The following is a 19,106-nucleotide window of genomic DNA, read 5'->3' as shown; positions in this document are numbered from 1 at the left end:
GTTGCGAATCGACACCACTGAGACTTTCGGTGCATGGCAGACAGCAGTGGCATAAATTAAGACGACCATAGGTACCGGAATAATTTTATCAGCCGCTAAAAACAAAAAAAGCCACAAAGCGGCCCCCCTCTCTGTGGCTCAGGATCAAGCTTAGCTTAAGAAGTCTTGTTACGACGCGCCATAAAGCTTATCAGACCCAGGCCAGCCATAAGCATGGCATAGACTTCAGGTTCGGGGATGGGAGAAGCTATGTTGATGAAGCTCTCACTGCCACCCGCTGCAAACCCTTGCACATGCACACCAATGCGCAAGTCGCCGTCTCCGCCATTGTTCGGGAGTGCAAGCGCGCTAATAACATTGCTGTATGTCTGACCGGCAGTCAGGTTGAAATCGATGGAGAGCCATTCACCCTGGGTAACACCGTTGGGCGAGACAGGTGCGTCGGAATCCGCCAGAAAGCCTGCGGTTGTCACAAAGGCTGGGCTGACGGTATTGCCACCAGGAAGATTGAGCGGAGTGGCCCCTTGCGAGAAACTCACCCCCGATGAGGACGAAATGGATGCAATCCCGAGCAGCGTACCGTCATCAAAGTAGACATCGGCCAGGGAAGAGGTGGAGGTATTGGTAAAAGTGAACCTCACCTGACTGCCGCCAAGATCTATCATCTCAACATTCAGATTCGCTTCCCCATCCGCCTCGGCTCCAGCGTTGCTATGCGTGATATTTGCAAAACTATAAGATGTCGATACCGCCGCGTGTCCGGGCGGTTGATAAACCGATATCGCGAGGGCAAACAGTAACCCCGGCAATGGCCTCAAGTAACTCATGAACGATCCTCCCAAGAATTTGGTTTCAAAGATTTATGTTGCAAAGAAATGGCGTACCAGCATTCTGGCTATCTGTGCACACACAGGCTTCTTCATCAATCCGTGCGCTTCAGCAGACCCTGGATTTTCCGGCCCCGGCTCACAACGGGTGTGGCTTTACGGTACGTCAAAAGCTTAACGAGGGAAAATGACAGCACATACTCCATCAGAATTCATAAACATGAGCTTTAAGGCGCATGCCTGGATTCTACTAAGTGCGGGGTGGAATGCTTTTGGGGTCGATCCGGCAAGCTTGATACCGGCATAATTTTATCAGTCGCTAAAAACGAAAAAAGCCACAAAGAGACCCCCCTCTCTGTGGCTCAGAATCAAGCTTAGCTCAAGAAATCTTGTTACGACGTGCCATAAAGCCCATCAGACCCAGACCGATCAACAGCATGGCATAAGTTTCTGGTTCAGGTACAGGCGAAATGTTCAATACCCCCGCGTATGAGCCGCCAGCTGAACCAGCAACCGTTCCCTTGACTTGAAGGGTGTAGGTGCCAGCATCCAATGTCAACGGATTTAAAACAACGGTTGTTGCAGATACTGCTGGGCTGTAGTTAACGGTGGTTCCCCATGCTTCCATAAGCGTACCCGGGACAACTGCCCCAGTTTGATGCGTGCTACCCGTGTATAAGCGAGCCCTAAGGTCGGTAAGACCCAATATACTACTCAGGTTTATTGACGAAGTGACTGAGTTGGCGGAACCATTAGGAATCGTAAAAATAAAATCATCAAAAAATGTAGAGCCTGAAGATGCGCTAGCGAATGAGTTGCTATACGCGAGCGAAGTTGGCAAGGGCCCAACATTAAGATGGGTAATTGTGTCAGCGAAAGCACCGGCACTGGAAATGCAAAATATACTTGTAAGGACGAAACTTTTAATCAACTTCATTTCTAGTCTCCCTATTAAAAAAATTACTTGTTGGTATTGATGAGTTGGGGGAGTGGCCATCATATGAAATGATTATGTCAATTGTTGAGACTGGGATATAGTTAACATGGCCTGCATTACCCAAGGCTATTAGCTCCTTGTAGCTAACCCCCATACTGGTATTTCGGCTATCTGCATGTTGACAGGCTTCTTTAGCAAAGCCATGGTTTTGGCATATTCTGGGTTTTCCGGACCGGCTCAAAACGGGCGTGGCTTTACAGCACGTCAGAAGCTTAACGAAAAAAAATGACAGCCAATGCCGGCCAGGATTCATATACATAAGCTATTAAGCACATGCCATAGAGGAAGACAGTGAAGTGAATGAAGCAACTGCGGTACGCAATAGCGCTGTCAATCAACTGAATAGAATTGTCTGTGGTGGCTGGCTGATCTGGGAGGGACTTATTCAGAGATTCTTACCCTTTATGTTAGTATTTCGTATCAATCATTCCGGTATCGTTCCATGCATAAATTCTGTACCGCTGCTCTGCTGGTTTTGCTGCTCAATGCCTGCGGCCTGAAGGGACCCCTCTATCTTCCACAAGAACAACCTCCACAGCCATCGCAACAATCTCAGGGCGAAGTGAAAAAGAAGTGAGCGGTTTCCCTTCATTTGACTATCGCAATGGCAGACTGTACGGCGAATCGGTTCAACTGGACCGCATTGCCCGGGAATTCGGCACACCCTGTTATGTGTATTCACGCGCGGCGCTCGTTGCGGCCTACCGGGAATTCGACACCGCTTTTGGCGGACACGACCATCTGGTGTGTTATGCGGTCAAAGCCAACTCCAATCTGGCCATTCTCAATTTATTCGCCCGTCTCGGCAGCGGCTTCGATATTGTTTCCGGGGGTGAACTTCAGCGAGTGCTGAAAGCGGGTGGTGATCCGCAAAAAATAGTATTTTCGGGAGTAGGCAAACAGCCGAGCGAAATGCGGGCGGCACTTGCCGCGGGGATATTCTGTTTCAACGTGGAATCGGAAGCGGAATTGGCCGTACTAAACCAGGTAGCAGGCGAGTTGAATAAAATCGCGCCGGTAAGCCTGCGGGTCAACCCCGATGTGGACGCAAAAACGCATCCTTACATTTCCACCGGTCTCAAGGAAAACAAATTTGGGGTGCCCTTCGACGAAGCGGAGAAGCTTTATGCCTCCGCACAAGAGTTTGCCAACTTGCGCATCAGCGGACTGGACTGCCACATAGGCTCACAATTGACCAAACTCGGTCCCTTTGTCGAAGCTTGCGGGAAAATACTTGACCTGTTGACTCGCCTTGAAACCCAGGGACTCACTATCGATCATCTGGATCTGGGCGGCGGTCTCGGGATTCGCTATTCGGGAGAAAACCCGCCAGCGGTGCAAGACTATGTCACGGCATTGTGTGCCGCGATCGGCCGGCGTAACCAGCGTATCCTGATCGAGCCCGGCCGAGCGCTGGTGGGTAATGCCGGAGTATTGCTTACGCGTGTCGAGTATCTCAAACATACCCCGCATCGGGATTTCGCTATCGTGGACGCCGCCATGAACGACCTGATGCGTCCGGCACTGTATGACGCCTACCATGAGATCCTGCCGGTTATTGCGAATAGCGGCGGCGATAAAATTTATCAGGTTGTCGGACCCGTTTGTGAAACAGGCGATTTTCTGGGGCATGACCGAAAGCTGACATTGGCGCAGGGCAATCTGCTCGCCATTATGTCCGCCGGGGCCTACGGCATGAGCATGAGTTCAAACTACAATACCCGCCCCCGCGCCGCCGAGGTCATGGTGGACGGTGACCGCATTCATCTTATTCGCCAACGCGAATCCCTGGAACAGCTAATTGCCGGCGAGAAAATTCTACCCTGAGTGAAACTTATCCGGTGGTTCCTGGCTATATCAGAAAAAGAGTTGCGAGTCCCAGGAAAATAAAAAAACCCCCGCTATCGGTGACGGCGGTAATCATCACGCTGGAGCCCGCTGCCGGGTCACGGCCAAGTTTAGTCAGGGTCAGCGGAATCACTACCCCCAATGAAGCCGCCAGCAGCAAGTTCAACATCATCGCCAGTGTCATCACCACCCCAAGTGAGGCATTGCCGTAAATGAAAAAAGCAAATAATCCGACCACACTCCCCCATACCAGACCGTTCACCGCGCTCACACTAATCTCCTTGGCAAACAGTTTACGTGCATTGCCTGGATGGAGTTGGCCCAAAGCGAGGGCGCGCACGATCATTGTAATTGTCTGATTGCCGGAATTGCCGCCGATACCGGCAATAATCGGCATGAGTGCCGCCAGTGCCACCAGTTTCTCGATTGAATCTTCAAACACGCCAATCACGCGTGATGCAATAAATGCGGTAATCAGATTGACAGCCAGCCAGGTCCAGCGGTTCTTCACGCTTTTCCATACAGGTGCGAACAAATCCTCTTCTTCCCGCAAACCCGCCACATTCAGCGCTTCGCTTTCCGCCTGCGCGCGGATAAAATCCATCACCGCATCAACGGTAACGCGTCCTACCAGTTTGTCTTGGGCGTTGACCACCGAAGTAGAAACGAGATCATAGCGCTCGAATGCCTGCGCTGCCTGGTGTGCATTATCTTTGGGGTGAAGCTTCACCATTTCTTTGGCCATCACCGATCCCACTGTGGCATCGGGATCACTTACCAGGAGCCGGTTCACCGGGAGCACGCCTTTGAGATGCTCATTCCGGTCCACCACGAACAATTGGTCGGTATGGTCAGGCAGCTCATCCAAACGGCGCAGATAACGCAGCACGACTTCCAGCGTCACGTCCTCGCGGATAGTCACCACGTCGAAATCCATCAGCGCGCCCACCGCATCCTCCGGATAAGACATGGCGGCGCGTAACTGCTCGCGCTCCTCCATCGGCAGCGACCGGAATACATCCTCCATAACATCACGCGGCAAATCAGGTGCGAGATCAGCGATCTCGTCGGCATCGAGCTGTCCCGTCGCCGCCAGCATTTCATCGCTGTCCATCGTGGCGATGAGTGTTTCGCGAACCGCGTCCGAAACTTCCAGAAGAATCTCGCCATCGCGCTCCGCCTTGACCAGCTCCCAGATCATAAGACGATCTCCGAGGGGCATGGCTTCAAGGATATAAGCAACGTCCGCGGGGTGAAGCCTGTCGAGCAGGTTTTGCAGTTCCGCCAGATTCTGCTTATGCACCAAGGCTTCGACCAGTTCCTGGCGCGGCATTTGCTGTGTATGCACCAGACCTTCTACCAGCTTGTGTTTGTGCAATAGATGCGTCAGGCGCCGCAAGTTCTCTTGCAGATCTTCGGTCTCCCTAAGGGTATTTGCTTTAGTCATCGCCCATCGCTCTGGTGTATTGCGTCAAAAGTACCGCTACTTTAAACGGGCTGCATTGCCGCCATGCGACATTATCCTAAATCCGCCGGTTAACCGCTCGTGTTTCATTTTAGTGTCAGGATTCACAAAAGACTTCTTTCGTTGTTGACCCTCACCTCTTGGCGAGTCCGCTAGAAGGCGAATTCAGGATTGTTCGTCGTTGCGTATGGATAGATATGCGTTACCCCGCTTCTCGCTCGACATCAGTCCCGTCATTTGTAGCACCTATTTGAAACCGTTATGCGCGATATTTCTGACGCACTCGCTTCTCGTTTGGCGGGAGCGCCTGTTTGCAGGGAGACTCAGAATGCAGAGCAAATATTATGACAGGGCGGAGAGTGAACGCAAAGTATGGTTCATGTTGCCGGACGAACCGGTGAGGAGTTGTCAGGGAATTTGCGTAGATGCCATACGGCTAAGGATAATATCAGTTTTTCTCAATAACCACGGCGTATTGCGATTACGATCGTAGAATCTCGGATCAGGAACCATGGCGGCGAGACGGGCGGCTTGTTCCGCGGTGACAGAAGTAGCGGAAACACCGTAATAGTAGCGAATAGCGGCCTCGGCGCCGAATACTCCATTTCCCCATTCAATGATATTCAAATAGATCTCCAGGATGCGCCGTTTGGACATCACCCTTTCCAGCATCAGCGTGATGATGGCTTCCTGGATTTTGCGCCACGGCGTTTTCTCGCCGGAAAGAAACAGGTTCTTCGCAAGCTGCTGGCTGATAGTAGAGCCGCCCGCAACCAGCTTGCCCTTTTTCAGGTTTTTCTCGTATGCCTTCTGAATAGCTTCGAAATCGAAACCCTCATGTTCCAGGAACTTGCCATCCTCAGCGGCTATGATCGCACGCTTGAGATGAGGTGAAATCCGCTCGTAAGGCATCCACTGGGTGCGTAACGCCATTGTGGAGTCTTTATTTCGTAAATCATGCAACCGATCCTGCATGAATGCACTGGTGGAAGGATTGTAGAAGTTCCAATAGACAACATGGCCGAGAATCCATAGCTGATAGGCAAGTACCGCGGCGATTAATAACAGGAAGAAACGCCATAACCAACGCTTAATAAATTTCTGCATGCACCAGGGATTATGCTGTCAGGTTTTCAACCTAAATCCGCCCGGTAACGAGCTCACCGAAAAGATGAAGCTCGAATGGCGTGAAGGGTTTTGATGGATCATCCTAAATCCGGTAGTTGGACGAGGTAAAGCGGTCGGCGGCCGGACTTAGGTTCAGGTATGTAATTTGAGCATTTTAATTATCGGCCCGGTTTCCGGCCTTACCCCACGCCACAGGAAGAAAGATTCCGCCGCTTGCTCCACCAGCATACCGATGCCGTCAGCCAGACGTGATGCGCCCTGTTGCTTCGCGAATTGCAGAAAAGGTGTATATCCATCGCCATACATCATGTCATAGGCCAGCGATTCAGCCGCGAAAATACCTGGGGATAACGGCGGCAGCTCGCCCTTCAGGCTGGCGGAGGTGGCATTAATAACAAGGTCAAATTTTTCCCCAAGAATATCCGCGTAATCGCCAGATACAATGGTTCCGTAGCAGGAAAATTGCTGTTGTAACGCATGCGCTTTTTGTTGAGTACGATTGACGATTGCCAGAATACTGGGGTCGTGTTCCAGTAGCGGCAGCACCACACCCCGGGCCGCTCCACCCGCACCCATTAACAATACCCGCTTGCCAGTAAGAGAGAATCCCAGATTAACCATGATGTCGCGCACCAATCCAGCGCCATCGGTATTGGCGCCTAGAGTCCCATCAGCGTTGAATACGAGTGTGTTTACCGCTTGGGCGGCATCGGCTCGCTCAGTCAAACGGCCGGCAAGCTTACAGGCTTCCAGCTTGAATGGAACCGTCACGTTCATGCCTTTGCCGCCGCGCTCCCGGAAAACCGCCACCGTTGCAGGAAAAGCATTTACCGGCGCAAGTATCGCTTCATATTGCATATCCTGGCCCGTCTGCCGGGAAAACTCGGCATGGATCCACGGTGATTTGCTGTGAGCGACGGGGTTGCCGATGACGGCATAGAAATCGGTCATGAGTCAGTAAACGGCGTGAGCGGGGTGAAGTGTGCAGTTTTTGGGATACAGGGCAAAGTGGCAACGACGCGGATCTTATTGGCTTGTCAGTTCATCCGAACGGGTAAACGCCCAAGTACGGGTAATATGCAGGACATCAGTATCTCGGCTGATGTCCGGCGGAAAGGGGGCAAATCCATTTTGTCCCGCCAGATTAACAATGCGTAACGCCGCTTCATCCAGAACTTTCTTCCCTGACGAGCGATTTATTTCAAGCGACTCGAGACTGCCGTCAGACCTGATACCAACGGTGAGTTGCAGGTCTCCATAGACTTTTTCCCGCCTCGCCGCTTCAGGATAATTCATGTTGCCGATCCGCTCCACTTTGAGACGCCAATCTTCCACATAGCGGGCAAAGCGGTATTCCTGCGTACGAGCACCGATAAATCTGCGTTTTGGACGATGCTGATAAGCTTCACCATCCCGTGCGGTCTGAGCCCCCAGGCGAGCGATCTCGATACTACGTTGAACCAGGTCGCTACCGTTAATACCGAGGCTGTTTTGTTCGGTCTGATTCGAAGGGGGAGTTGTTTGATAAACGTCCTGACCGCTCTCGACCGCGGTCATCATTTGCTTTGTTTCCTGTTCAGGCTGATCCGTTTCTTCAGTAGCCGCGTGCTGATGTTCTGGCGACGATGGAAGATGCGTCTTGGCCCGGCGATTGCTGTCAGTGGCTCCCCCACCCTCCAGGTTAGCTCGCGCCAGCGTATCCGCATTGCGCGACTTCGATGCGAATTGACTGTTGACCAGCACGACTTCCAGCGGCATAGCGGTCTTGTCGATTTCTGGATAGGGGAGTTTGAAGGTAATCCCGAACAAAACAATCGCGTGAAAAATCACCGAAATCAATATCGTTAAGTTCAGGCGCGACGAAGGATCTGACAGCCATCCGCGAGATAAGGCTGAGCTAAAATCCGATATGTTTGGAGTGACGCTCAATTTAACAACGCGTGTAAATTTAGACCGATGTCTGTTTAGGAAACAACATTCATACTACATCCGGTAATTGGACGAAAGGTAAGAGTCAAATAGTACGAAATAATACTGGTATTAGTCATAACACTGATCTAATGAGCGGCCAACTCCCGAATTCAGGTTCATTGTAAAACAACAACGATACGCTCGTCACACAGGTTGACAGCCCAATCTATGCATCCAATTTGCGCAGGAATTTTGCGTGAAAAGTGAGTTCCAGCAAATCAATCTGAGAAATCTCCACTTCAACAGCCGTTTCTGGCGACAATTCCGGTAAGGAGGTTATTCGCGCGACCAAAGGGAGGTGATCCAGTTTCACCAGATTCTCCTTAATTACCTGCGCTCCCGTCGTATTGATATTCTCCTGTAACAGCCAGCGCAAACACCAGTAGCGCTCCATTCTTCGTTGAAAATCTCCATAGACTTCATAAGCCGCTTCGAAATCCCGCATGGATATCCGCAGACTATCACTGTCCCGGGTATAAGGTGGCGTTTCCTTTCGCAGCAGCGCGACCAATTGCCGCTGATTGATGAAATCCACATAGCGGCGCATCGGTGAGCTGATCCAGGCATACTGGGAAACACCCAAACCCTGGTGCGGCGCGGGAGAAGTGCCCATCCGGACCTTACCGCCACCCTGGCTGCGATAGATGCCGGCGATACCGCTATCGGCCAGTTGCTTGCCCCACTCAGTATTCACATAAATCATCAATTCCGATACCACCTTATCGATCGGCGAACCTCGCCGGCGCTCGCTGATAGTGATACGATCATCTTCAACGTGAAAGCTGTAATCGATCTTCTCATTATTGCTGTCGTTGGTCTTGCCGCGAACCGCTTCCATCTTGCAGGCAAATTTCCATAGCGCCAGCAGTGCCTTGCCAAAAGGATGATCGAGACTTCCCGTCGCCAGAGTGTGTTCGTTAAAACGCTCCTCCAACACGTCGTGCCTGAGATTGGCGGCAACCTTTACTCGTTCGATGCGGCTGGTTGTGGCAATAACGGTGAAATCGTCCGCCACATCGATATACATTGAAACCGCCGGGCATAACCGTTCTTCGCCCAATGTATAGTGGTGTATCACTACTTCCGGCAGCATGGTTATTTTGCTGCCCGGAAGATACACGGTTGAAAGACGCTGTGCCGCTGCAACATCCAGGAGCGAACCGGGTGCGATTCCCAACGTGGGAACGGCAATGTGGATACCGATGCGAAAGCTGCCCAGAGTCAGCGGCGTGACCGAAAAGGCATCATCGATCTCAGTTGTGGTGGCATCATCTATACTGAAGGCAGTCACATCCGCCAAGGGCAAATCTACCGCGTCATGCAATTCGCCGCGCGCGTCAAGCGCACCGAAATCTGTTCCTTCGGGAAAATGCTCTAGCAGGAACCGGTTGACATGGTAGTCATGGGTAGACGGTATCGCACCACATTTTTCGAGCAACCCGGGGACACTTAGCTTGGCCGACGTGCAAACGGCATCAAGCGCCTTCCATTCCACGGTATTCTTGTCGGGCCGGTAGAGCAAATTGAACAGCGATGGCCGGAATTCTTCCGGCAGGGCAAACGCGCCCAGCAATTGCACATAGCGAGCTTGCTGTTCCGCCTGCAGGCGCTTTCTTTCTTGACTGGCAAGCGCCGCCTCCAGTGCTTTCGATGGCGCAGCTTTATAGCGCCCCCGTCCTTTTTTGTAAAAATACATCGGCGCGCTGTGCAACCGGATCAGCACCGCGGCTGCTTCCTCAGAACTGGCTATGTGACCGAAATAATCCGTAGCCAATGCATCGCTGGCGAACTCGGCCTCACTTTCGCAGCACTCCCAGAGAAAATTCGGATCGAGATCCTCCGCCATTTTCTGGGCGATATCCATCAATTCGGACGGCGATGGTGCGTCAAACCGCAGCAGTACCGAAGCCGCCTTTATTTTTGCACGCTTACCGTGAGGCGCCTCCACTTGAAGAGACGTCGTATTGTCGGCAAGGATTGTGCCTACTTTGAAGATACCTTCCTCTTCGTAAAAAACATTCATAAAATGGTTTTTTGCGGGTGCTGCCGGTAAAAATCATGAACATCGCGAACGAAACATGATGTTTGGGAGGATTGACTATGGGATTATAGCCTGAAACGCACTTGCAACGAGACAAGACGGACCAGACAGTGTCCGCTCTGGTTCTGATTGCTCTAACCAGCTTAGCGGGAAACGCGGCATTATGTGCAGATTTCTCTACGATGATGCTCCTGGCAACCTGCCGGACTTGAAGAATCAAAGCGAAAAAGTGACTGAGGTGAAGGTAGATTTTGACGGTAACGATTGTTCTATCGGTCGAAAAAAAACGGTCCGGGGCAACACGTCAAGACAACGGGTCGACATTTATTGGTTTTAACGACGCAAATTGGAGTTCTAGAAGAGGTCGCTCAAAAACAGCAAAAAGACCATAAGCTTCGGAACGATCAATCTCAGCGTTATTTTATGAATGATAAAGGACGTTATCATTCATAAATATGAACATGCTCAGCACCGGCCGCCTTCATAAGAATCCTGTACAGTTAAAGATTCCGCTGGTTTGGGCTTAGAGCCCCATACAAAAAACGTCGTTAAGAAATAATTGACATGGCAGATAGAATTTGACCAATTACTTTGTGTATCTATAGGTTTTCCAATTCTATATGCACACATTAACGACCTCGTGTTGCATTTCCTGTTTTCCCTACTACTATTAAATAGAATTCACACCATCTATTGGCAGGTTAAAAACGGAGAATAGCATGAGAATAAATTATTCTATATTGGCATTAGTTATCTGTTTGAATATTTCATTCAGTGGCTTGGTCCGAGCCAATCCCATATTTCAATTCTCGGGCGACTATACAGGACAGATTAATGGTGTACCAATTATCGCAACCGCGACCGGCCAGACGGATGTAACAGGTAATACTCTTAGTCATGTTCAAGTTGATTTTACGTCGATTCCTAGCAATATCAGCCCATTCGCACTTGGAAATTCCTGGACGACCTCAAACAGCGCATTAGGTGTTCACACGTCTGGGGGTGCCCTAAACCTCTTCGATCTAAGTGGAGGAAATTACGATGCAGGTCGAGTAGCGATGTGGCCTTCGCTGCCGGGCGACCAAATTAGTGTAACGACTCATATGTCGACGATAGGCAACATGTTGAATTATACGGCCGATGTCAATGGTACATACAATGGTCCAACCGACCTTGTATTCGTAACTGACTACCACTGGATTTGGACACAGCTTGATCCTACAAGCATCGAAGTTTCTACTACGGCGTCGCTAGTACGCGCGAATGGATCATCTTTTGTGGTAGATCTACACACGCTATACACCGGGTTATCGGTTCAAATGCCGACTCAGCAGCAGGAAGGCAGAGTTATTTTCAGTAACATGTCGTTCAGCAACAATATTATGTCTTACGATTGGCAGGGAACTTTGGTTCCGGTTTCAGAACCGCCCACCCTTGCCCTTTTGAGTCTTGCAGCTTTAATTGGGCTAGTATTTAGACGCCAACGTAGGCCATAAATTTGATCGATGCTGTTGAACTGCTCAAGGAGCTGAACCATATTGACGCGCGCAAGGTACCCACTGATGCGCCGGGAATCCCGCCAGGTTGTGCTGGTAAGCTGGTAGAACAACTTTTTATCCAGCCTATCGCCCGCCAGCAGGTTGATGGCGGCGCGTTTCAGGCGTGCTTCATTTTTGGCCACTTCGATTAACAGGTTTTTCTTGTTTCTTGCTGCCAATGGTATCTTTGGCACGCGATTGCGCGAGCCACACTTGTGTGAACTGGTATTGCGCATACAGCCCCGCCGTGTCTTGGCTAGACGCCATTGGGCGCGGCTGGTAGATTTTCCCGGGTGGCTGCGGGTCGTGTACCGATTGCACAAACGCCCCCCAATCGCTGCTCAAGCTGCTACCTGAAAAGGTCCCGCGCGAGGGAGCTCGTGAAATATGGACCACCTGATACTTTTTATCCGGCTTTTGCAGCCGACTTCCTTTAAGTCCGACGAGCTCCCCTGACACGTTAATGTGAGTTCCAAGTCAATCCGATCTAAAAAACCCTTGTACTCTGATGCTGCGCTCAATATAAGCTCATCCATGACAAGATATTTTTCAGGAATCGACTATAATAAATTTGTACGAAACCGCAATCTCGCCATAAAGGGGACACCGTGAACCAATTTTCAATCGCGTTGGAAAAGCGACGTAACTCTTCCATTCCTGTCTTGATTCTTTTGACCGCGCTCTTGCCTGCCTGCGCGGCTCTTGACGCCGATCCCGACAGGGGTGCAACGATAGTCAAGCAGGATGTTTTTGGCGACAGCTTTACGGCGATAAAGTACCTTGATCAAGGATGGACGCCCACCGACAGTCTCTGGTTTTACACCATCACGCAGGGATCCGACATGATGCCCTACGATTTTTTCCTGGCGCTGGAGCAGGTGGATAAAGCCGAGCCGTTCCGCTCTAACGAGAACATGAATCGATATCGTTATCTGCCGCAGAAGGTGACTTCCAGTAATCCGGATGGACTGCCGGTTGGATTTGTCAAGGATGATTATAAGGGTAAAGAATATCTCGGTTTGACTTGCTCCGCCTGCCATACCGGACAAATAAACTATAAGGGCAAGGGGATACGGATCGATGGCGGTCCGGCAAGCGCAGATATGGAAACCTTCATGGCGGATATTGTCCGCGCCTTGATAGCAACCCTCAAAAACGAGGAGGTTCGAAACCGGTTTGTGAAAAATGTATTAGCCCGCGGCAATTACAAGACGGAGGCCGAGGTCCTCGCAGACCTCAAGAAATATCGCGAACGTCTCGCCAGTTACATTACGATCAACTACAGCAGCCTCCATTACGGCTACGCGAGGCTGGATGCGTTCGGACGCATTTACAACAGGGTTCTGGAACATGTCATCAACGTCAAAGAGCTCCAGGAACTATTGCGCGACCCCAGGATAATGGGAAGCCACGCGATGACAGAGGAACAGATAAGATCGATAACAAATGGGGCGGGTGATGTCCTGAGTGGCGCTGAACGAGACAGTATCGTCGAAAATATTGTGACGACTCTAAACGAGAATAATGGCTGGGAAGCACTCGGGCGTTTACGGAAGAAGCTGTTTAACCCCCCTGACGCACCGGTAAGCTACCCATTCCTATGGGACACACCTCAACATGACTATGTTCAATGGAACGGCCTCACGGAAAATGCCGGGCTTAAGGCGATTGCACGCAATACGGGGGAAGCGATAGGCGTATTCGGTACACTTGACTGGACGGAAAATAAAGGATTTTCGATATCCGCCTTCATTAATGGGCAGGGTTTGTATGGTCGTCATATCAGCTATTATTCTTCCGTTAATGTTCAAAATCTGCGCCTTATCGAAGCGCGTCTGTTGAGTCTTCAATCTCCGCTATGGCCGGAGGATATCCTTCCGCCCATCGACGAGACCCGCCTTGCGAATGGGCGGTCCTTGTTCAATAAGCATTGCGTGAGCTGCCATGCAAGAATCCAGCGCGACGATCCTGATCGCCGCGTCGTGGCGCATATGTCGAGGGCGAGCGATGTGGGTACGGACCCCCAGATGGCCGAAAATAGCGTAAGTTACCAAGGCTTCTCCGGCATTCTGCGGAATCAGTATGTTGGCATGAGTGTGGGCGATGTCTTGCTGGATCGGCGGGCTCCGGTTGCGGCCTTGCTGACCCGGGCGACTATTGGGGTTGTCGCCACCCCCGATCAGGACAAATGGTTTCTACGCCGCTGGATCGACTGGATCTCCAATTTAGCAGCAGGGTTCCGCCATAACGAGATCAAGCCATCGATCAAGCACGGTGATTACGATCCAGACACCACGGCCAATCCAGTCGCATCTTTAAAATCTTATAAGGCGAGGCCACTGAATGGCATCTGGGCAACCGCACCTTACCTGCATAATGGCTCCGTACCAACGCTTTATGATTTATTACTGCCAAAAAGACGTCCGGGAGATCCGCAAGACGGTGAATATCGGCCTGACGAGTTTGAGGTCGGTGCACGTGAATTCGACCCTGTGAAGGTAGGCTTAAAAAGCAGCGGATATGGGGGCTTCATGTTCAAGACCAATATCCGCGGCAATAATAACGCCGGGCACGACTACGGCGTCAGACGTACCGTAGACGAGTCTGATGGGCCTGTGGATCAGAAGATCAAGGATCAATGCATGGATGAGACAATTAAAGACGAACTTGTGGATAAATCCATCAGGGATAAATGCCTGTACCCCATGTCGAAAGAACAACGTCTTGATTTGCTCGAATACCTGAAAACACTATGATCGACTTCCCGATTTCTGATCAGCACGATTCTTAATATCTATCACCTACAAACCATAAGGGAGCTACCGATGAGTGCGAACTACTTGGAGCAGTACGACGCCGCTGCCGATGCAGATAAATCTCCGTTGGCACGCCGCTGGATCGACACAGAACCGTTACCATTTTTCAAGGAGCTGCGTGAAAAACGCCCCATTCTGATAACGCCCAAATTCACCCTGGTCACACGCTTCGACGATGTCAGGGAAGTGCTGAGCATGCCTAAGGTATTCACGGTTAAGCCCTATGTTCCGAAGATGGCCGATTATCTGATGATGCATGACGATGATGCCCTGCATACACGCGAAAAATCACTGATGCAATGTATGCTGAATCGCGATGACCTGCCTGCTGTGCGCGAAATGGTGGCAAATGTCTCCAAGGAGATACTCGACACCGCCAACGGCAACATTGAACTGGTCAACAACTATTGCCGCATGGTGCCGGCAACGCTGGTGCGAGAATATTTCGGACTAACCGGAGCGAAACGGAGTGATTTGATCGAATGGTCGTACTGGAACCAATGGGATACCTTCCACAATCAGCCTTTCGATCTGCTGCCCCCGGAAAAATCCCAGCACATCATTGATCGCCATAATGAAACTTCCAAAGCGCTCGGTATGTTCATCGTTGAACTTATTGCTCGCCGCCTGCTACAGGTAAAAGCGGAGGCAATAACCCTTTCAACCCTCGTGCGGCTGGACGACGATATCGTAACCAGAATGTTGCGCACGGATTACCCTAAACAACTGGATTTCGACATCAAACGGCTCGGGCTGAATGCTGGCGGTCTCTTGATTGGTGCAATCGAGACCACTGCACAGGCGGTTGCCCAGATCATCCAGTATCTGATGGAACGTCCGGAATGGCTGGGCAAAGCGAAGACTGCCGCGCTAAAGGATACGCCCGCCGAATTCGATGGCATCGTCTGGGAGGCTCTGCGCTTCGTCCCGATTACTCCCTATTTGTTTCGCACCACCGCGAGCGATTACACCGCGGCCAAGGGTACCGGACATGCCACCGTCCTTCGCGAAGGCACTCATGTTTTACCGGTTACCCTGTCGGCAATGTTTGATGAGCGGGCGTTTGAATCACCGGACGAATTTATGCCGCAACGCAATTGGTACAATTATTTCCATTTCGGTTTTGGTAGTCATGAGTGCCTGGGACGCTACGTTGGAATGGTCATGATTCCCGAAATGGTGCGTCAGGTCCTGAATCGGCAAAATATCAAGGCCAATGCACCGATCGACTACAAGTCCGGCCCTTTTCCGGAACAATACGACCTTTCCTGGACCTGACAAGCTGTCGGATTTGAAGGAAATCGGCTACAAAAAGTCCGGCCGGACATATTTCGTCGCTTTTTCCAGCTCCACAGGCTGCCAGCAATAGAGACCTTGAATAAGCTCCCTGGAACAGGCTGCTGGTCGGGCTGCTGGCAAATGAAGGGGCCATTGCCAGATTTTGGGATTATCTGGCACCCGCCTCCTTAAGGAGTTTTTCGACGTCCTGGTGGCGATACTTCGATGCCAGCATCAGCGCTGTCGCGCCATTACCCGCCTTGGCGTTCACATCGGCCTTGCCTGCGAGCAGTATTTGTACCACGCCTGCATGACCGATCTGCGAGGCTAGCATCAACGCCGTCGCACCGTTGCCCAGCCGGGCATTCACATCGGCCCCAGCGGTAAGCAGCATTTGTACTATCTGACGATGCCCTTCCTGTGAAGCCTGCATCAACACCGTGACGCTATCGCCCCTCCTGGCATTCACATCAGCTTTGGCGGCAAGCAATTCCCGCACTACCTCTCCATGGCCCTTCTGCGACGCCTGCATCAATGCGGTGGTGCCGTTACTTGTCTTGGCGTTGATGTCTGCTTTGGCTTCTATCAATACCTGCACCACCTCTTCATAGCCATTCTGCGATGCCGCTATCAATGCGGTAACACCATTATCCGCCTTGGCGTTCACATTGGCTTTGGTCGCGAGCAGCGTCTTGACCCGAGAAACATTACCGTTTCCGGCAGCAGCGATGAGTTCGCTATCACCCATGTTTGCCCACGTGCCCGGTGAAGCGCAGAGTAAGAGCATGCTCAAAACATGCCTATATTTCTGCAACCCGATCATTTTAATTCTCCTTTCCATGACATGTTCCTGATTCCGGTTCATATAGAGCAACGACAACGTTTTAGCTTCGTGTCGGCTTAGCATATGCTACGTGCACCCCTTTTAACGCGAACCATCTCAGATTACGTTGATCAAACTTCAAGTTCAAGCGGTAATACGCTAGCAGCCTGCCGGTTTTAAAGATCGAAGCGAGAAAATTGACAGCGTGAAGACAGAGTCCGACGATTTTGAAGGCCGATAGTTGTTCCATTGGTCTTTATGGGTTGAAAGCGGCAAAATACAGACCCGCCCGATGGTTTCACAGTTGGCCTTTGCCGTCGATTTCCTTTAAGTCCGGCAGGCTGCTAGACTTATCTGATCTAATACACGTTCAAAGTCATGTATTACCGTTTTCGGGAGACTCGATGCGAAAAATCCTGTTATCACTATTCCTGTTATCCGTAGCTTCAGCAGCCGGCGCGGCCGAGAACAACATACGTCCCGGGTTATGGGAAGTCACGACAACGTCGATGTTGTTGGCCTTGGTGCCCCAGATTCCGCCGGATCAAATGCAACAATTGACAAGCCTGGCCAAGCAATATGGATTGGACATGCCGCAGATCCAGAATGGAGCGGCAACATCCAGAGTCTGCATCACCCAGCAAATGGCGGACGAAAAAATTCCTTCCTATTTTCATCAAAATCAAATCGGATGCAGTTTTAAAAACGCGGTCCGGACAGAAAATAGCTACGCGATGGATCTCGTCTGTACAAATCCTCAATTAAAGGGCAATGGAAGAGCTGAGGGCACGTTTACGACTCCCGAGAACTTCTCGGGATGGACGATATTCAAGGGTACTGTACAAGATCGTCCTATCAATGAGCACGCCGATACGAGTGGCCGATGGATCAGTGCAAGCTGTGATACGGTGAAGCCACCCTACTGATTTCTGTCCATAGCCGTTCCTTCGCTCTTCAGGTCATAGCGGCCACAACATAATCATTAATTTGTAGTGGTTTCTCCTATCGCCTTGAGCAATTTCTCGTGGATACCGCCGAAACCACCGTTGCTCATGATGAGAACACGGTCGCCAGGACGAACCGCAGCCACGATGGCTGCGATTAGCTGCTCCAGATTGTCATGGCTCGCCGCCCGACTGCCCATGCCGCTCAATGTCTCTTTCGCGTTCCAGCCGAGATTGGCCGTATAGCAAAACACCAGATCAGCCACCGCAAGGCTATCCGCCAGGCTGTCTTTCCATATGCCCATTTTCATGGTGTTGGAACGGGGCTCCAGCACAGCGATGATACGTGCGCCACCGGTGTTGCGTAAGCCTTCGAGAGTCGTTCGGATGGCAGTGGGATGATGCGCAAAATCATCGTATACCGTAATGCCATTGATTTCGCCGCGCACTTCCATGCGGCGCTTCACGTTTTTGAATTGCATCAGCGCGGCGATAGCGATGCTGACCGGCACACCGGCATGACGAGCTGCAGCCAGCGCAGCCAGCGCATTCATGCGGTTGTGTTCTCCCAGCAACTCCCAATACAATGTTCCCTGGACTTCGCCCATGAAATGGATTGCAGCCCCGCCATCGGCCAGGATATCCACCTGCCAGCCATCGGCTATTCCTACTCGTTCCACCAGCGTCCAGCATCCTTTGGTCAACACGCGTTCCAGGTTTCCCTCTTTCCCATTGCTGACGATAAGACCATTACCAGGAATTACGCGTACAAAATAGTGAAACTGCTGTTCGATTGCCGCAAGGTCCGCAAATATATCGGCGTGATCGAATTCCAGGTTATTGAGAATCGCGGTTCTGGGGCGGAAGTGAACAAACTTGGAACGCTTGTCGAAAAAAGCGGTGTCATATTCATCCGCTTCGATGACAAAAAAGGGCGAACCGCCCAGTCTGGCCGACAACCCGAAGTTCCGTGGTATGCCTCCAATCAGGAACCCCGGTTTCATGCCGGCGTATTCGAGTATCCACGCCAGCATCGAACTGGTCGTGGTCTTGCCGTGAGTCCCCGCGACCGCCAGAACCCATTTGTCGCGCAATATATTTTCAGATAGCCATTGCGGACCTGAAATATAGGGAAGGTTGCGGTTGAGGATCTCCTCAATCAGCGGATTGCCGCGAGTTACCACATTCCCGATTACGAACAAATCAGGATTCAGCCGGATTTGTTCGGGGGAAAATCCCTCTATCAGCGCTATCCCCTGGGCCTCCAATTGCGTACTCATGGGTGGATAAACGCCTGCGTCGCAGCCGCTCACCTCATGACCCGCTTCGCGTGCGATTGCCGCGACGCCACCCATGAATGTGCCACAGATGCCGAGAATATGAATATGCAAGGCTCAACTCCTGAATATGAATAAACGATAGCGGCTTTG

The 19,106-nt window shown here is 51.3% G+C and carries 16 protein-coding genes; 7 read left to right on the top strand and 9 right to left on the bottom strand.

Annotation, left to right across the window (positions count from 1 at the left end):
- Positions 1-155 precede the first annotated feature (155 nt).
- Together BLR00_RS04970 and BLR00_RS16600 are read right to left on the bottom strand one after the other, a co-directional pair.
- Positions 156-827 carry a PEP-CTERM sorting domain-containing protein gene (locus tag BLR00_RS04970; protein WP_074631113.1) on the bottom strand — a complete coding sequence of 224 codons (672 nt, stop codon included), beginning with the start codon at positions 825-827 and terminating at the stop codon, positions 156-158.
- A gap of 379 nt (positions 828-1,206) precedes the next feature.
- Positions 1,207-1,764: an FxDxF family PEP-CTERM protein gene (locus BLR00_RS16600; protein WP_074631111.1), complete on the bottom strand. Its 558-nt coding sequence runs from the start codon at positions 1,762-1,764 to the stop codon at positions 1,207-1,209.
- Positions 1,765-2,266: 502 nt separating this feature from the next.
- Between BLR00_RS16600 and lptM the strand changes: the two genes are divergently transcribed.
- Both lptM and lysA read left to right on the top strand, forming a co-directional pair.
- Positions 2,267-2,401 carry an LPS translocon maturation chaperone LptM gene (gene lptM / locus BLR00_RS16205; RefSeq protein WP_074631108.1) on the top strand — a complete coding sequence of 45 codons (135 nt, stop codon included), beginning with the start codon at positions 2,267-2,269 and terminating at the stop codon, positions 2,399-2,401.
- On the top strand, positions 2,398-3,651 hold the full coding sequence (gene lysA / locus BLR00_RS04955) for a diaminopimelate decarboxylase (RefSeq protein ID WP_074631107.1): 1,254 nt from the start codon (positions 2,398-2,400) through the stop codon (positions 3,649-3,651). Before lptM ends, lysA begins: the two co-directional genes overlap by 4 nt.
- Positions 3,652-3,676: 25 nt before the next feature.
- On the opposite strand, the gene mgtE is transcribed toward lysA, so the two are convergent.
- From mgtE to BLR00_RS04930, 5 genes are all read right to left on the bottom strand, one after another.
- Entirely contained in the window at positions 3,677-5,119 is a 1,443-nt protein-coding gene (gene mgtE / locus BLR00_RS04950) for a magnesium transporter (RefSeq protein WP_074631106.1), read from the bottom strand.
- A 426-nt stretch (positions 5,120-5,545) separates the two neighbouring features.
- The gene (mtgA, locus tag BLR00_RS04945) at positions 5,546-6,244 is read right to left on the bottom strand and encodes a monofunctional biosynthetic peptidoglycan transglycosylase (protein ID WP_074631105.1); all 699 of its coding nucleotides are present in this window, start codon (positions 6,242-6,244) and stop codon (positions 5,546-5,548) included.
- Between the two features lie 153 nt (positions 6,245-6,397).
- Positions 6,398-7,216: a shikimate dehydrogenase gene (gene aroE / locus BLR00_RS04940; protein ID WP_074631104.1), complete on the bottom strand. Its 819-nt coding sequence runs from the start codon at positions 7,214-7,216 to the stop codon at positions 6,398-6,400.
- Positions 7,217-7,291: 75 nt separating this feature from the next.
- A complete protein-coding gene (locus tag BLR00_RS04935; RefSeq protein WP_308811295.1) occupies positions 7,292-8,095 on the bottom strand; it encodes an energy transducer TonB in 804 nt (267 codons plus the stop codon).
- Between the two features lie 307 nt (positions 8,096-8,402).
- Positions 8,403-10,259: a ribonuclease catalytic domain-containing protein gene (locus BLR00_RS04930; RefSeq protein WP_074631103.1), complete on the bottom strand. Its 1,857-nt coding sequence runs from the start codon at positions 10,257-10,259 to the stop codon at positions 8,403-8,405.
- A 737-nt stretch (positions 10,260-10,996) separates the two neighbouring features.
- Between BLR00_RS04930 and BLR00_RS16200 the strand changes: the two genes are divergently transcribed.
- From BLR00_RS16200 to BLR00_RS04915, 4 genes are all read left to right on the top strand, one after another.
- Complete coding sequence (locus tag BLR00_RS16200; protein ID WP_107797677.1) at positions 10,997-11,773, top strand: PEP-CTERM sorting domain-containing protein; 777 nt, start codon at positions 10,997-10,999, stop codon at positions 11,771-11,773.
- Between the two features lie 2 nt (positions 11,774-11,775).
- Positions 11,776-11,967 (top strand): hypothetical protein, encoded by a 192-nt coding sequence (locus BLR00_RS16195; RefSeq protein ID WP_107797676.1) that lies wholly within the window; start codon positions 11,776-11,778, stop codon positions 11,965-11,967.
- Between the two features lie 456 nt (positions 11,968-12,423).
- Positions 12,424-14,571: a di-heme-cytochrome C peroxidase gene (locus BLR00_RS04920; protein WP_305367274.1), complete on the top strand. Its 2,148-nt coding sequence runs from the start codon at positions 12,424-12,426 to the stop codon at positions 14,569-14,571.
- A gap of 69 nt (positions 14,572-14,640) precedes the next feature.
- Positions 14,641-15,909, top strand: coding sequence for a cytochrome P450 (locus BLR00_RS04915; RefSeq protein ID WP_074631101.1), 1,269 nt, complete (start codon positions 14,641-14,643; stop codon positions 15,907-15,909).
- A gap of 169 nt (positions 15,910-16,078) precedes the next feature.
- On the opposite strand, the gene BLR00_RS04910 is transcribed toward BLR00_RS04915, so the two are convergent.
- Entirely contained in the window at positions 16,079-16,732 is a 654-nt protein-coding gene (locus tag BLR00_RS04910) for an ankyrin repeat domain-containing protein (protein WP_176759940.1), read from the bottom strand.
- A 404-nt stretch (positions 16,733-17,136) separates the two neighbouring features.
- Between BLR00_RS04910 and BLR00_RS04905 the strand changes: the two genes are divergently transcribed.
- Positions 17,137-17,658, top strand: a complete 522-nt coding sequence (locus tag BLR00_RS04905) for a DUF3617 domain-containing protein (RefSeq protein ID WP_074631099.1) — start codon at positions 17,137-17,139, stop codon at positions 17,656-17,658.
- 56 nt (positions 17,659-17,714) lie between these two features.
- On the opposite strand, the gene mpl is transcribed toward BLR00_RS04905, so the two are convergent.
- Positions 17,715-19,067, bottom strand: a complete 1,353-nt coding sequence (gene mpl / locus BLR00_RS04900) for a UDP-N-acetylmuramate:L-alanyl-gamma-D-glutamyl-meso-diaminopimelate ligase (RefSeq protein ID WP_074631098.1) — start codon at positions 19,065-19,067, stop codon at positions 17,715-17,717.
- Between the last annotated feature and the right edge of the window lie 39 nt (positions 19,068-19,106).

Source organism: Nitrosospira multiformis, from assembly GCF_900103165.1.
GTDB lineage: Bacteria > Pseudomonadota > Gammaproteobacteria > Burkholderiales > Nitrosomonadaceae > Nitrosospira > Nitrosospira multiformis_D.
This window is presented reverse-complemented; position numbering and strand designations above follow the sequence as displayed.

Excerpts from the sequence above, each read along its gene's own strand:
- BLR00_RS04910 (WP_176759940.1), bottom strand. The coding sequence starts at position 16,732 with ATGATCGGGTTGCAGAAATATAGGCATGTTTTGAGCATGCTCTTACTC.
- BLR00_RS04905 (WP_074631099.1), top strand. The coding sequence starts at position 17,137 with ATGCGAAAAATCCTGTTATCACTATTCCTGTTATCCGTAGCTTCAGCA.
- BLR00_RS16600 (WP_074631111.1), bottom strand. The coding sequence starts at position 1,764 with ATGAAGTTGATTAAAAGTTTCGTCCTTACAAGTATATTTTGCATTTCC.
- mtgA (WP_074631105.1), bottom strand. The coding sequence starts at position 6,244 with ATGCAGAAATTTATTAAGCGTTGGTTATGGCGTTTCTTCCTGTTATTA.
- BLR00_RS04915 (WP_074631101.1), top strand. The coding sequence starts at position 14,641 with ATGAGTGCGAACTACTTGGAGCAGTACGACGCCGCTGCCGATGCAGAT.
- BLR00_RS04930 (WP_074631103.1), bottom strand. The coding sequence starts at position 10,259 with ATGAATGTTTTTTACGAAGAGGAAGGTATCTTCAAAGTAGGCACAATC.
- lptM (WP_074631108.1), top strand. The coding sequence starts at position 2,267 with ATGCATAAATTCTGTACCGCTGCTCTGCTGGTTTTGCTGCTCAATGCC.
- BLR00_RS04970 (WP_074631113.1), bottom strand. The coding sequence starts at position 827 with ATGAGTTACTTGAGGCCATTGCCGGGGTTACTGTTTGCCCTCGCGATA.
- aroE (WP_074631104.1), bottom strand. The coding sequence starts at position 7,216 with ATGACCGATTTCTATGCCGTCATCGGCAACCCCGTCGCTCACAGCAAA.
- BLR00_RS16200 (WP_107797677.1), top strand. The coding sequence starts at position 10,997 with ATGAGAATAAATTATTCTATATTGGCATTAGTTATCTGTTTGAATATT.
- mgtE (WP_074631106.1), bottom strand. The coding sequence starts at position 5,119 with ATGACTAAAGCAAATACCCTTAGGGAGACCGAAGATCTGCAAGAGAAC.